The organism is Enterococcus rivorum (assembly GCF_001742285.1).
GTDB classification, from domain to species: domain Bacteria; phylum Bacillota; class Bacilli; order Lactobacillales; family Enterococcaceae; genus Enterococcus_L; species Enterococcus_L rivorum.
This window is the reverse complement of record NZ_MIEK01000016.1, coordinates 26,650-41,646: the sequence shown is the minus strand read 5'-3', so window position 1 is coordinate 41,646 and position 14,997 is coordinate 26,650. Positions and strand designations below refer to the sequence as shown.

Below are 14,997 nucleotides of genomic sequence, written 5' to 3'. Positions count from 1 at the left end.
AGTATTTATTAAAAAAGCAGCATCTGAATAGCAGCAGGTAGGTTATTCAACATATGAACAACTCCTGATACTTCTAACCGCTTACTCTTCTGATAAATAGTACCGAATATAATACTTGTTCCGATAAACAAGAACAGACTAAAAATAGTTTTAGGTACATGTAGAGCTGTAAACAATACAATATTAATTAGCATGCCAAACCTAGGAGTATCTTTAAACCAATACCCCATTAGAAAACCTCTAAATGCTACTTCTTCAAGAATTGGTGTTATGATACTTGCACTAAAAAAAAGTAAAATTCCTGGAATATTCTTATAAAAATCTAAATTTGGGTTTCCTCCTTGATTGCTTTCCAATAAAAGAAAGAAATTGCTACTAATTTGCATGCTTATATACCCAACAACTATCAATACTATATTTTTCTTAACAAAAAAACGTTCCTTACTAACAACCCCAATTTTTTTTGAAAACCAATAACTTATTCCAAAGATAATAAGCATAGCACTTAATGAAACCATAATCGTTACTAGTTTATTTATCTGATACGTTTTTCCTACCAGTGAAATTAGTATTGATATAAAGGTTGGTGCTTGTGTAAACACTACGAGTAAAACGAAGATGAATAAATTTTTTGTATGAAATCTGATATTTTCACTAAGGGAACGTTTTTTCATCACATTATCCTGTTTTTGTATCCTATTTACTTTCTTTTCGTTTGATAGATGTTCTAACTCCATTTCCTTTCCTCCTATCAATTTTTAACAAATGCTCAAAAAACTGAGCTGTTCAGTATATACTCTTCAAAAGTAAAATATTTACTATATTACCTATTCTTTGAAAAACGTCTAATATTTTTGTCCTCAATTAAATTCTTATAAGTTCCATCTTTCAGGCTTCTCTTTGAAGTAAATACAATATTTTTACTAGACAAATGCCTTCTACCTGCATTTTACTTCACTTTTTTTAATTGTTAAGTCTGTTATATCTTCTCTTAATTCTTTACTACCAATTACATCCAACATGACCAGTGAAGGAAAACTTGGATTCACTAATCTTAATTGTGTATAAGCAACACCTGAAGCCCCTAACATAAATGTATCTAGTGGTAAATCTAATGGAATTCCTAGACTATTTCCATTTATTTCAGGTAATATTTTTGTTCTCTCAGTTATTTTTTCAATTATAGACTTAAACTCTTTTTCTAAAAGTAAATCAGAATATTTGGACAATAGTTCATTTAATGTTTCTAATTCTCCGCTACTTCCATGACATAGGCACAAATTGTTTCTACTTGGAAGTTTCATAAATTCAGCTAAAAAAATGTGAAAACGTTCATTAATTAATCCATATTGTTTAAATCTTTGTCCAGCTCTATTTAATATATTGGCGTATGCCAATAATATTCCGCTCAATCCATAACACCATGATTTATTTTCAATAGCCTCAACGTCACCCTCGTTTAAAAGTAACTGAAACGATTTTTCCATATATTGATCTTTCTTTGTTATCTCAAAAATATCCGCAAATGCTACGGCTACACCCGTCGATCCATGAGCTATTCCCATAGAATCTGGCGTTTCTTTCATTAACAAATATTCTAATTTCTCTACTCCTAAAAGAATAATCTCTTTTAAACAGTCATCCTGTTGTTCTTTATATATATTTGATAGCAAATGAATAGCTCCACTAATTCCAGTTAAATAATCCCAATCCAAACAACTGTCTATTTCTTTTTTAAAGATATTCAGATATTTTCTATAGCGATAAAAATACTCTTCATTCCCAGTACTTTTGAAAAAATTATAATATAAATAGACAGCACCTAAAACATCAGAATATGCTGAACAATCTGAAGAGCCTTTTGATTTATAATTTATCTCTGCTTTCTCTAATAAGCATATAGCAGTATTCTGAATATCCCTATCATCAATCTCTAATCCATAGCAATAAATTGACCAAATCATTCCTCCACCTTCATATAGAGAAAAATTAGAACCTCCCAAGATATATTTTACTCCGCTAGCTCTTACCTGAACTATATCTTTTATCTTTTTATTTGGTAACACTATTTCATAATCAAGTATTTTTTTATAAGTTGCTTCAAAACTTGCTTTTAAGCCAGAATATTTGTTTTTTATACTTTGGATTTTCTCATCTGGAATACTCAAATCATTCAATATGGTCAATATTGAACAATCTATTAATCTCATTTGAAAATGGATTGTTTTTTCAGATAATGATTCTATTTTCCTTTCTATTACTTTTTTTGGTGATTCTGAAAAATAGTTTTTCTGAATTGCCACATCTCCCCGATATAGATCTGTTGAGTTGTAGTAACATTCATATGCAGGAACATTTCCCTCTAATAAAACAGCTACTTCATCTCTCTCTCTTTGATTCCCTTCTCTATCTTCTTGACAAATGACCCGTTCAAATAATTTCTTTCTTTGTATAGAATCAATCAGATATGTTGGATAAATTCCCGTATCCAATATTTTCCCATAAACATAAGTCGGCCTTAAAACTTGTCTGTAACTTGTATTCTCAAATCTTTTACTATTTAACCAGATTTTTAAGCTCTCTTTTTTACTTGTCAAAGCCTCCATTGTTTCTCTAAAACCTGCGGAAAATAGCTCAATATATTTTATTACATCTGTTTCTTTTCCAGGTATAAATGGCATATGAGTTTTGTCAATCTTACTCTCCAATAATACCTTTTTTACAGTCATTTGGTCAGTTCCTTTATTTTGTATATCATATACTTCAAATTTTGAAGATTTCATATCTCCACCGCTTAGACCACTCATATCAATATCAAGATAGCTATCTTGAGTCTGCACAGGTAATAACCCTGAGCGTAAGACGTTATCATGTAGCAAGTTGTAGATAGACCGATTCTCTATCGATGTATCCACACCAGTTGTTATTAATGTCTCTGTATCAATAATAATAGGGTATTCTCCTGCTGCGATTATATTTTCATTATGATAGTCAGAAGCATTTAGAACATAGAATAGGGACAGATAAGAACCTAACCTATGGTAAAAAGATTTCATCTCTTTTTGACTACTACATGGGGCATGTTCAATATATTCTTGCCAACCATAATTATCCCTAGAGAGAACTTTCACTTTTTTTAATTTTACTGTTAAAATAGGATTAACTTGATCAATTAATTCATTAAGAATAATATCGTTCTTCAAACTAGTTGGCTTATAGACAATTTTTCCAAAATCGCCTGTAAGAATTGCAACAGTTTGCCCATTTTCATGACTATCCCCTGCTCCTATCTGCATATCCTTTATATGCCTAAATGGAATTCCAAAATTTTTTTCAAGAATCACTTGGTCTCTATAAAAAGCATTGGCAATCTGCTTCACACATTTAATAATATGATTAAGCTTGCTGTTCATTAAGGTAATAAGAGCAGGATACTTTTTTTCCATATATTCAAGAAAGAACGGTTTCCCAATCATCTTTTCAAAATACTCATATCGTTCCTCGGAAGTTTCCCCTACTAATAAATCATTTTCTCTAAAATTATTTAATTCATAAATCAACGTCAAATAACTCAATGAAAACAATTCCTGGTATAAGTTATCATAAACTGATAGAAATTCTATATCACCATTTTTTGATATATTTGTCTGCATTTCTTCTTTGAGCATTTCATAAAATGGCTTAAAAAAATTTGGGAATAGTATTGTTTCTTTCATTTCTTTACCCTCCAATACTAAAAGTATTATTTTTTATGTAATTATAACAAATATATTATTTTTATATTAGTGTAATTAGAAAAATAAGCTCAAGAGATACAATAACTTAACTTTTGTATGAATGAAATCTACACACAAAAGTTAAGAGTTGAAACATATAAAATATACCTAAAGAAATTTTTCCAACATTTAAAAAATGAAACTCTTTATATAGTTTTCAAATATATACAGGGTACAAATACTATTTACAAAACGGACGCTTTGTCCATAATCCTGTTACCACTTGCGTAACTAGTTGGGCACATTTGAATGTTGTTTCAGCATTCATGTCTCCGCCAGCTCCTACAATGGCTTCTAACTCTTCCTCACTTACGTTACCGATTGCTTTTTGCATCTTTTCCAATTCATCTTGTGTTAGTTTTTTTAAATCCTTTTCACTCATATCTATTCCTCCTATTTTAAAATTCTTAATATTATTTACTGAATTATCATTTACAAAACGGGCGCTTTGTCCATAATCCTGTTACCACTTGCGTAACTAGTTGGGCACATTTGAATGTTGTTTCAGCATTCATATCTCCGCCAGCCCCTACGATGGATTCTAACTCTTCCTCACTTACGTTACCAATTGCTTTTTGCATCTTTTCCAATTCATCTTGTGTTAGTTTTTTTAAATCCTTTTCACTCATTCTTCTTTCTCCTTTTCTTTTATTCTTTGCATTAGTTATCGACGTCAATCTAACTATTTTTTAGATAGCAATTAATCAATTTCTTGTGTGTTGCTTATCCATGACTAAACTATAATCTCATTTTCATGAATTCGATAGGTCTTCACCCTAAATGATCGATTTTCCACCCTGAACGGTCTTAAATTTTTCTTGAACAATCCGTTGAGGGGCAAAAATGAACCATTCACGATAAATGACTTTAAAGCAAATTTCATTTCCTCTATTATTAACGATAAAGAAGAAGGAGGTGTTTACAATGAGAACTGCATATATTATCCTTAATATAGGTAATAAATTTATCAAATTGTCTTTAAACAAACTACTTTATATTTCAACCGTAAAAAAGAAGGAGCATCTCTTGTGCTTCGTCACACAAAATGAAACCTATTATTGTAAGGGAAGTTTAAAAGACTACGAAAAAAAGAGCTACCCTAGTCTATTTCGATGTCACCGATCAGTAATTGTCAATTTGCAAGTTATTAAAGAAATAGACCGGACAAAGAAAAGAATTTATTTCACTGATGAAAAAGAAAACAATTGTATAGTTTCAAGAAGAAAATTAAGCGAGTTAATAGTTCAATGGAAATTTTTAGCTTTATAATCACTATAAAATGACCATTCAAGGCTAAAAAACGACCATTCACGATTTTTTCGTTGCCTTTCCTGAAGAATACGCATACAATTTTATTATGAAATATAAAAAAGGAGAAAAAGAATGACACACAACTTAACACTTTATTGTCTCAGAAAAATTCGAGCACAAGATTACATGTCGGAAGAGGACTATGAAAAGGTTTGTTACTTTTTAGAGGTTGTTTTAATTAACCTATTCAAAAGTATTCAAATTTATGTTTTAGCTTTGTTGTTGGGAACTTTGCTAGAAACATTTGTGATGAACTGCGCATATGTACTTTTAAGATCGCAGGCTGGTGGCTGGCATGCAAAGTCATCCACGATTTGCTCTATTTTTGGTATCACAATTTTTATCGGCATTCCATTGCTGCTAAAAATGACACACAATACTTTCAGTAGTTGGTTCGTTGTGATTCTTTCAATCGTTGTACTTATCAGCGTTTGGCATTATGCTCCAGCCGATACTGAAAAGAACCCTTTAGTTAGTATTAGTGAACGAAAAAGAAAAAGAAGGTTGGCAATCTTTGTTACTTTAGCAATAATAGCTTTCTCATTTATTGTTCAAACTACGATGATTCAAACGTTGGTAATAATTGGGCTTCTCGTTGAGACACTAATGATCAGCCCACTATTTTATAAATTAATGAAAAGGAGTTATAGAAATTATGAAAAATATGTTGAAGAAAAATAGGAATTGGTGTGAACTACTTGCAAAAATATTATTAGTTTGGTCTATAGTACCTTTCGCTGGATGTAAAACAGTTTTTTTCGAACCGCAAAATCCTAATGTAAGAATTTTCAAAAAACTATGATTTTTTTGTTTGATTTAGCTTCTTCAGTATCCATTCAACTGTTAACGATTTGCTTACTATACAAGTCTATTGCAAAAATGGCTATTCCTATTAATCACTTTCTTTTTTTAGTCTTTATAGTGATAACAACGTATCCTTTACTAAATTATTTTAGCTTCATAGTAATTGTTCTCTATTTATTTTTATTAAAATTTTTTCAAAAAAATAAATTAGACACTAATTTAGCTTGGTTTTACAGTATATATTCTGTTTTTTCAAGTTCTTTATTAGCATATTTTTTTACAGTACTTCTCCATTTTATTTTCGGAAAAACTTTATATGATAATTATGAGATTTTACTCAATCTAACATTTATTCCAGCACTATCTCTATTTACTAATTTCATATTAGTAAAAAAAGTAGAACTTGAATTAACTTTTTTGCGAAAAAATATTGATATATTAAACCAAAATTTCCTATTCACTATTAATGTCTTACTAACCATTTGCTGTACTATTCAGTTCACTAGCTATTGGATAGAAACTCACTTACTAAAAAAAGACAATCCTATTCGTGCCTACATGTTAGTATCGTTTATACTATTAATCGTTATTCTCCTACGGTACATTAGATACAAGATTCGTGAAATGGAGCGGCAACGTATTCAAGAGTTAAAGGAGAATCAATTACATGATTTAAACGCTTATGTGCAACAAGTTGAAGCTATGTACGATGAAATTCGTAGCTTTAAACACGACTATCATAATGTTCTCATCAGTCTAAATGAAAGTATCAAAACGAAGGATCTCACGGTTATTGAACATGCTTATAAACAAGTATTGATAAAAGAAGGAATAGCACTTCAAGAAGAACAGTACTCCTTAACAAAATTAAACAATCTGAAAACACTTCCTATCAAAGGAGTGTTTTCAACGCATATTATTAACGCTTGGCAAAAAAAAATTAAGGTCCATTTTGAAGTGGAGGATGTGATTCAGGATGAACCGATTGAAATACTAGACTACATTCGAATTACATCTATTTTATTGGATAATGCAATTGAAGCGGCAGAAATAACTAGGGACCCTTTCCTTACTATTGTTTTTCTGATGAATCATAACCGAAAAGAAAAACGAATCATCATCGAGAATTCTTATGAAAATGAGCAGCTAGACACTAGGAAACTTTTCCAAAAAGGGTATTCCACAAAAGGAGGAGATCACGGAACAGGCTTAGCTACTGTTGAAAAAATTTTAAAAGAATACCCGCACATTTCTTTACAAACTGAAGTTGAACCCTTTTTATTTCGACAAACTTTGATAATCAGAGAGGAGATAAAAAAATGAATGTCTTTTTGTTAGAAGATGATATTCTGCAACAACAAAGGCTAGAAAAGATCATTAGAGAAGTTTTACTTGAAAATAAGTGGCTGGCTCAATCAATTACGACAACTGCTAAACCAAAATTTTTATTAGAAAAAATTAAGGAAACAGTCAGCCAAAATATTTATTTTTTAGATATTGAAATTAATGGAGAAAAGAAAATGGGGTTGGAACTTGCACAAAAAATCAGAGAAGTTGATACAAATGGAGTCATTGTTTTTATTACTACCCATTCTGAATTTGCCCCAATCACATATGCTTATAAAGTTTCAGCATTTGATTTTATTGACAAAGACTGGAATATTGAAGAAATTAAAGAGCACATTGCTTCTTGTTTCGACAATTTAATTGGTTTAAAAAATAAAACAAAAAAAGAAGAGCTATTTGTTTTTGAAAATCAATATACTAGTTTTCAAGTGCCCCTCTCAGATATACTTTATTTTGAAACAACTGAGGTTTCTCATAAGCTACGGCTAATTTGCAAGTCTAGGCTAGTGAATTTCTATGCTACACTAGATGAAATTGAAAAACTTGGAGATAATTTTTACAAAGTACATCGCTCATTCGTTGTCAACTTGGCATCAGTTGTAGAAATTGATCGTTCTGAAGGCATCATTTATTTTGATAAAGAACGTAGTTGCTTGATTTCTCGCCGTAAAATCAAAACAGCTTTAGAAAAATTAAAAGCGATCAACAATGGTATTTCTCTACAATAAGTTGGAAGAAAAAACGGAAAGACGAGTCATGGTAAAATAAGACTCATCCTTCCGATTTTTATAATTTTTTCTCTATTTCTAAGCGTTTAATCAGCTCTGTTGCTATACTTATGGTCGTATAAACTTGTGATTTAAGTCAGAGCTATCCTCTTCTCTTCGCCAATCGATAACAAATCCCTTTCGTTGCAGCATACACTTCTGTATAGATCTGGTATATTTCCTTATATTTTTCTACATTATCTATATTCGGTTCAAATTCTTCTTGGTATTTAACAAAAACATCACTGCATTTTTGAATATCCTCAAACCACTGGCAACCGACAGCAGCTATCATTGCAGCGCCTAGACCTGGTCCTTGCTCTACTTCTAAATTGACTACTTTGGTATTAAAAACATCTGCCTGGATTTGTAACCAGTCTCTATTTTTAGCCCCTCCACCTACCGAAACAATTTTTGTGAATTTCTTGTGAGCAATTTGTTCCATCAACTGTTGGGAATCTTTTAATGAAAAGGTAATTCCTTCCAGAACTGCTTTTGCTAAATGCTTAAGTGTATGATTTGCATCCAAACCAATGAAGCTGCCTCTAATTTGACTATCAGCATAAGGTGTTCGTTCTCCCACAATATAAGGTGAAAAAAGCAACCCTTCTGAACCAGGCTCTATTGCATCGATTCCTTTTAGCATTTCTTCATAAGAAGATTCTTCGGCAAAATTTTCTTTAAACCATGCCAAACTATGACCCGCAGCTAATGTTACTCCCATCGAATACCAGCTATTATTCAGTACATGATTAAATACATGCAAATTCCCAGCATAAGTGACTTTAGACTCTTTCTCAAAGGAAAGAAAAACACCTGATGTCCCAATACTGCACATACCCAAGCCTTCATCAATTACACCCGCACCAATAGCTGCACAAGCGTTATCTGCACCACCTGCGAAAATTCGCACTTCATTTTTGAACCCAAAATGATGACATAATTCTTTTTTTAAAACACCAATTTGTTGCCCCGAATGAACCAATTCTGCTAACATTTCTCGCTTAATTCCAAATATATCCACGATTTTCCAAGACCAACCTCTGCCCTCAACATCTAATAGCAACGTACCTGCTGCATCTGAATAATCCATATGAATCGTATCCGTCATCCAAAAGCCTAAATAATCTTTGGGCAATAACATATGTTCTACTTCTTGCCAAAGTTCAGGTTCATTTTCCTGAAGCCAAAGAATTTTGGGTAAAGTAAAACCTTCCAACGGAGCATTTTTGGTTATTTCCAACAACTCGTCGCCCATTATTTCACTTATTTGCTGGCACTGTTCAGTGGTTCTAACATCATTCCATAAAATAGCGTTTCTAAGAATTTGTTTTTCCTTGTTTAAAACAACTAAGCTGTGCATCTGACCAGAAAAACTAATTCCTTCCAAATATTCCAAAATATCAGGTTGTTCTTTAATAAGTTCAGCAAGCACTTTTTCTGCTGCTTTTATCCAATTTTCAGGATCTTGTTCACTAAATCCCGACTGAGGAGTCTCTATTGAATAATTAGCTGTTGCTGAGCAAACTACCTCTCCTTGTTTATTGACAAGCAAACCTTTTAATCCACTGGTTCCTAAATCTAAGCCTAAAACATAGGACATGTTCTCCCTCCCTCTTAGTTCTTCATTTTTACCTAGTCTCTAAATTAATGACTGTTGTGTTTCCAGTCACTTCTTGTTTAATTATTTTTTCTCCTTCATGAATAAAAATAATATTTTCACCTGTAAATCCTTCTAGCGAGATTGTAATATTTCCTGCATTTTTCTCTATTTTCACCTTAGCAACTAAATCTCCTGAATTGCTCATAAGTTCTTGTTGATGACTCCCGGCAGATAATTGATAACAATGGATTTCTACCTGATCTTTATAGTCATAAGCAACACTTTGATGATTTTCTCGACCCATGATTACAATGCTATTTTCTTTAACCCAAACAGGAAGACTAAGATAATCATGAGTTTCAGTCTGCCATTGCCCGTTTCTACTCACTTCTTTTACTTCGTTATTTAGCAATTGTGTCCAACAACCTTGTGGTAAATAATACTGAACCTTACCACTATCAGAGAAAACAGGAGCAACCATTATTGACTCTCCTAAAAAATATTGTTTATCGATAAAGTAGGTATTTTTGTCTTCAACATACTCCATAAATAGTGGTCGCATCATCGGAACACCTGTCTTAGCGGTAGCTACTGCTTGTGTATATAGATAGGGCATCAGTTGTGCTTTCAATTGCGTAAATTTCCTTGTTACATCAACGGCTTCTTCATCATAAAGCCAAGGTACTCTATATTCAATATTCCCATGATAGCGACTATGTGTTGAAAGTAAGCCAAACTGCGTCCAACGTTTGTAGATATCTGCAGTAGCGTTTTCTTCAAAGCCACCAATATCATGACTCCAAAAACCAAACCCAGACAATAAAAAGGAAAGTCCTCCTCTTAGAGTTTCTGCCATCGAAACATACTGAGAAAGATTATCTCCACCCCAATGAACAGGAAATTTCTGAGAGCCAACCGTGCCTGAGCGGGCAAAGAGGACTGCTTCATTCGCTCCTCTTTTTTCTTGTAGTAAAGAAAAAACAGCCTCATTATACAAATAGCTATAATAATTATGCGTTTTATTGGGGTCTGAGTGGTCAAAATAGACAGCATCCGTTGGAATCCGCTCACCAAAATCTGTTTTGAAACAGTCTACTCCCATTTCCAATAATTCTGACAAATAACCTTGATACCACTTTACTGCTGCTGGATTCGTAAAATCAACAATCCCTTGACCCGCCTGCCACATATCCCATTGCCAAACATTTCCGTCAGCTTGTTTCAAAAAGTAACCATTTTTCTTTCCCTCTTCAAACAACGGTGACTTTTGACCAATATATGGATTAATCCAAACACACACCTTGATTCCTTTATCATGTATTCTCTTAATCATTCCCTCAGGATCTGGAAAAAGTTTTTCATCCCATTTAAAATTGCACCATTCAAAAGCCTTCATCCAAAAACAATCAAAATGGAATACTTCTATCGGAATCTCTCTTTCTAACATACCATCAATGAAGGACATAACAGTTGCTTCGCTATAATCCGTAGTAAATGAAGTGGACAACCATAACCCAAATGACCAAGCTGGCGGTAATGTTGGTTTACCTGTTAACTGTGTATATTTTTCTATAATTTCTTTGGGTGTCGGTCCATAAATAATAATGTACTCCAATGACTCACCTTCAACACTAAATTGCGCACGAGAAACATTTTCAGAAGCGATTTCGAAAGAAACTTTTTCGGGATGATTTACAAATACACCATAGCCATTACTACTCATATAGAAAGGAATATTTTTATAGGCTTGTTCGCTGCCTGTACCCCCATCTTCATTCCAACTATCGACTGTTTGTCCATTTTTTATAAAAGGAGTAAAACGTTCTCCTAACCCATAAATTTGCTCATCTACTCCAAGAGCCAGCTGTTCTCTCATGTAATGTGTTCCATCAACATGATTGATTTCTCCTTGCGCGCCAAAAGGGGATTCCGTTAATAGCTGATTATGTCCAAAAAATTGTAAGCGAAATTTATCGTTCAATGCTATTTTTGCTTTTAAAGAACCTGAAGTAAAAGATAGTTCTTGTTGACTCTCATCTATTGAAGGGTGTGTTTCCTCTTTTTGCAATTCAAAAACAGGTCCAGGGTTATTTTTTTCATGGTGAATAATTTTAACAGAGATCATGTCTTCTAATGGGCTAGATAACGTAATCGTACTCATTCCCATATTAAGTGTATCTCCCCGTCCTTCAATTTTCTTGTATGGTGCATATAACGTTACGGTTTCTTTCGTTGTGTCAAAAGTAAATACTTCTTTTGGCGTCTGAATCGTATAGCCTTTTTTTGTCATCCAATAACCATCTGTAAATTTCATGTTGTCCTCCTCATTTTACGGCACCATCAGAGATGCCTTTTATAATATATTTTTGTAAAAAGACATAAAGAATAATGATTGGAATTATCGCAATAAATAATGCTGCTAAAGCTAAATGCCATTGTTTCGAATATTGTCCAAAGAAGTAAAACATTTTCAGTGGAATCGTGTACATTCCTTCTTTATTAATAACCAATGATGGCAGCAAATAGTCATTCCAAAACCAGATTGCGTTCAGCACTATAACTGTCACAGTAGTTGGTTTCAATAGGGGTAAAATAATGTACCAATAAATTTGAAATTTCGATGCACCATCAATTGTTGCTGCTTCATCTAAAGACTGTGGAATCCCTCTTAATGCACCAAAATACAAGAAAATCGCCATACTACTAGCCAAACCTAAATACATGACAATTAAGCCCGGACGATTCAACAGATTCGCTTTTCCAAAAAAAGAAATTAGCGGAATCATAATCGCTTGAAACGGGATCAACAAACCTATCGCAATCACAAAATAAATGCTGTTACTTAACTTGCTTTTATTTCTAGATAATGCATAAGCAGCCATCGAAGTGCAAATGACCACAACAAAAAGTGAAATTGCTGTAATCATTACTGAGTTGAATGCACTCCTGAAAAAGTCTAACTTTTCAAATGCCACTGGATAATTCTCTGTCGTAAAATTCTGAGGAACATTTAGTGTGTTTTTGAAAATTTCAGCTTTGGTTTTAAATGAATTGATAACGATCAAATAGAATGGATACAGCCACATAATAGTTAACGCAACGCCAGCGATTTTAACCAAAAGTGCTTTTCTCTGCTTCTGAAGCTTCATAAGTCTACCTCCCGTTTTCTAGTGATACTAATCTGAACGACTGAAATAACGGCAATAATTACTAAGAAAATAACGGCCTTCGCCTGTGCATACCCCATTTTCCTTACTGAAAAAGCTTCATTTACAATATTCATTGCTACCATTTGAGTAGAATCAAATGGACCACCTGCCGTTAATGCTAAGTTTTGATCGTAGATTTTAAACGCATTCGACAACGTTAGAAATAAACTTACAGTAAATGCCGGCGCCAACATCGGAAATTTGATTTTCCAAAAAGTTTGCCAGCCTGTCGCACCGTCAATATCCGCAGCTTCTATTAATTCTTCAGGGATATTATTGATAAACGAAATATAAATAATCATAATGTATCCACTCATTTGCCAAACAAACAGAATTACTAAGCCCCAAAACCCAGTATTCGTCGTTGAAAGCCAACCTTTAAAAAATTCAATTCCGGTAGCATCTCCAACTGCAGCAAAAGCTTTAATAAAGATAAACTGCCAAATAAATCCTAAGATAATCCCACCAATTAAGTTGGGCATGAAAAATACAGTTCGAAACAAGTTATTTAGTTTATCTGCCTTTTGTGTTACCAGAAGTGCCAATCCTAATCCAATAATGTTTACGAATAAAATCGCAACAATTGAAAATTTCGTTGTAAACCAGATACTACTTAGAAACCGTTCATCTTGAAATGCCTGCAGATAATTTCCCAATCCTAAAAATTGCTCGATTTTATTGCCATCCCAATCTGTCATGGAATAGTAGGCTCCAGTAACTAAAGGAATAAATAATACAATAACCATCCCAAGTAAACTAGGCGCTAAAAACAACCAAAAAGATTTTGATTTATTATTCATAACCTTCTCCTCCTTAAAATGAATGATGAAAAAGAAGTGGTAAAACCAAGAGGGATTTTACCACAATCTTTCCATTTTTATTTTCTATCTGAAGCCCAAGCATCTTTCGATTTGGTCATCAATTCATCCCAAGAAATATCGTTGTTTAGATATTTTTGAAACTCTGGATAAAATTGTGTTTGTGAATAACCATCAGGGTATTGATTATGCATCCAAGGAACCACATTTCCTTCTGATAAATAATTGAATATCTCCTTGGACGTAGGGTCGCTAATAGAATCTGCTGAGAAATTAGTATACGCTGGAATATATTCCATTTCATCCGTTACTACTTTCATTGCCTCTTTATCGGTATACATCCACTCTAAGAAATCTTTACTTGCTTGAAGGACTTTTTCATCTTTATTTTTATTTACCCCCCAATACCAAGAAGGTCCAGCAGCAATTTTCCCTTTGTTGGAGTCAGCTACATATAATGGTAAAATTCCTAGTTTGTCTTTTGTAAATTCTGGATCTAAACTGTTTAATGTTGGAACAATCCAGTTTCCTTGATGAACAATCGCCACTTGATTATTAGCAAAATCTTCTTCTACAGACGTACTATAATCTAAAGATAATATTGGCTGGACATTATATTGATTAATTAAATCTGTGTATTTTTTAAAGACATCACCATATTTAAAATCAATGGTTTTGGCATCATAGACTTTTTGTAAATCATCATTGAACTCAGGGGAAATAAAATGGGTACTATATTGACTAACAACCCAAAATTCTTTCGCACTGAAACCAAAAACTGCTTTCATGTCTAAGCTATCTTTTTTTGAATCTAATTTTTTTACCGCATTCTCAAAATCGGTATAAGAAGTAATTTTTTCTATATCTACTCCAGCTTTTTTAAATAACTCTTTATTGACTAAAAAACCAAATCCTTCAATGTTCATAGGAAGTCCATACACTTTTCCATCTTTAGAGGCCCCGGCTAAAGTTCCTTCTATCGCATTTTTTGCTAATTTTGTATCCGTTAGATCAGCCAGGCTATCGCTCCATTTTTCCATATCAGCTAAACCGCCTAATAAAAATATACTGGGTTCATCTCCAGATGAAAATTTGGTTTGTAAAGCTGCATTTGCATCTTGTCCACCACCAACTGTCGTTACATTTATTTTTACTCCCTCATGGCTTTTCTCATATTTCTTAGCCAGATCATCTAGCTGATCTTTCGTTTCCACTTTAATATTGAAAACATCTACTGTTGTTTCATCCTTCGAACTCGAACCGCTGCTACCACATGCCCCTAAAATGATTCCCACTACCGCCAACATCGTTACTGAAAAAAGAACTTTACTACGTTTCATCTTCATCTCTCTCCTTTTTGAT

13 protein-coding genes are annotated in these 14,997 nt (G+C 33.0%); 4 read left to right on the top strand and 9 right to left on the bottom strand.

The window, feature by feature from the left end; all coding sequences use genetic code 11:
• Window positions 1–8 precede the first annotated feature (8 nt).
• From BCR26_RS07130 to BCR26_RS07115, 4 genes are all read right to left on the bottom strand, one after another.
• Window positions 9–737 (bottom strand): CPBP family intramembrane glutamic endopeptidase, encoded by a 729-nt coding sequence (locus tag BCR26_RS07130; RefSeq protein ID WP_069698292.1) that lies wholly within the window; start codon window positions 735–737, stop codon window positions 9–11.
• 201 nt (window positions 738–938) lie between these two features.
• Window positions 939–3,716, bottom strand: coding sequence for a type 2 lanthipeptide synthetase LanM (lanM, locus tag BCR26_RS07125; protein ID WP_069698291.1), 2,778 nt, complete (start codon window positions 3,714–3,716; stop codon window positions 939–941).
• Window positions 3,717–3,957: 241 nt separating this feature from the next.
• Entirely contained in the window at window positions 3,958–4,158 is a 201-nt protein-coding gene (locus tag BCR26_RS07120) for a class II lanthipeptide, LchA2/BrtA2 family (RefSeq protein ID WP_069698290.1), read from the bottom strand.
• 46 nt (window positions 4,159–4,204) lie between these two features.
• A complete protein-coding gene (locus BCR26_RS07115; protein WP_069698289.1) occupies window positions 4,205–4,405 on the bottom strand; it encodes a class II lanthipeptide, LchA2/BrtA2 family in 201 nt (66 codons plus the stop codon).
• Between the two features lie 232 nt (window positions 4,406–4,637).
• Here BCR26_RS07115 and BCR26_RS07110 point away from each other — a divergent pair, with 232 nt between their 5' ends.
• The 4 genes from BCR26_RS07110 (at window position 4,638) to BCR26_RS07095 (ending at window position 7,966) form a co-directional block, all read left to right on the top strand.
• Window positions 4,638–5,045: a LytTR family transcriptional regulator DNA-binding domain-containing protein gene (locus tag BCR26_RS07110; RefSeq protein WP_084387053.1), complete on the top strand. Its 408-nt coding sequence runs from the start codon at window positions 4,638–4,640 to the stop codon at window positions 5,043–5,045.
• A gap of 114 nt (window positions 5,046–5,159) precedes the next feature.
• On the top strand, window positions 5,160–5,768 hold the full coding sequence (locus BCR26_RS07105) for an accessory gene regulator AgrB (protein ID WP_069698287.1): 609 nt from the start codon (window positions 5,160–5,162) through the stop codon (window positions 5,766–5,768).
• A 540-nt stretch (window positions 5,769–6,308) separates the two neighbouring features.
• Window positions 6,309–7,214: a GHKL domain-containing protein gene (locus BCR26_RS07100; protein ID WP_245676932.1), complete on the top strand. Its 906-nt coding sequence runs from the start codon at window positions 6,309–6,311 to the stop codon at window positions 7,212–7,214.
• Window positions 7,211–7,966: a response regulator transcription factor gene (locus BCR26_RS07095; protein ID WP_069698285.1), complete on the top strand. Its 756-nt coding sequence runs from the start codon at window positions 7,211–7,213 to the stop codon at window positions 7,964–7,966. The genes BCR26_RS07100 and BCR26_RS07095 overlap by 4 nt, the downstream gene beginning before the upstream one ends.
• A 142-nt stretch (window positions 7,967–8,108) precedes the next feature.
• Here the strand turns inward: BCR26_RS07095 and xylB are convergent, their stop codons facing one another.
• The 5 genes from xylB to BCR26_RS07070 all read right to left on the bottom strand — a co-directional run bounded on the left by xylB (window position 8,109) and on the right by BCR26_RS07070 (window position 14,975).
• Window positions 8,109–9,608: a xylulokinase gene (gene xylB, locus BCR26_RS07090; RefSeq protein ID WP_069698284.1), complete on the bottom strand. Its 1,500-nt coding sequence runs from the start codon at window positions 9,606–9,608 to the stop codon at window positions 8,109–8,111.
• 28 nt (window positions 9,609–9,636) lie between these two features.
• Window positions 9,637–11,922 (bottom strand): alpha-xylosidase, encoded by a 2,286-nt coding sequence (yicI, locus tag BCR26_RS07085; RefSeq protein ID WP_069698283.1) that lies wholly within the window; start codon window positions 11,920–11,922, stop codon window positions 9,637–9,639.
• A gap of 10 nt (window positions 11,923–11,932) precedes the next feature.
• Window positions 11,933–12,757 carry a carbohydrate ABC transporter permease gene (locus BCR26_RS07080; protein ID WP_069698282.1) on the bottom strand — a complete coding sequence of 275 codons (825 nt, stop codon included), beginning with the start codon at window positions 12,755–12,757 and terminating at the stop codon, window positions 11,933–11,935.
• Complete coding sequence (locus BCR26_RS07075; protein WP_069698281.1) at window positions 12,754–13,617, bottom strand: carbohydrate ABC transporter permease; 864 nt, start codon at window positions 13,615–13,617, stop codon at window positions 12,754–12,756. Before BCR26_RS07075 ends, BCR26_RS07080 begins: the two co-directional genes overlap by 4 nt.
• Before the next feature lie 77 nt (window positions 13,618–13,694).
• Window positions 13,695–14,975 (bottom strand): ABC transporter substrate-binding protein, encoded by a 1,281-nt coding sequence (locus BCR26_RS07070; protein ID WP_069698280.1) that lies wholly within the window; start codon window positions 14,973–14,975, stop codon window positions 13,695–13,697.
• Window positions 14,976–14,997: the final 22 nt, after the last annotated feature.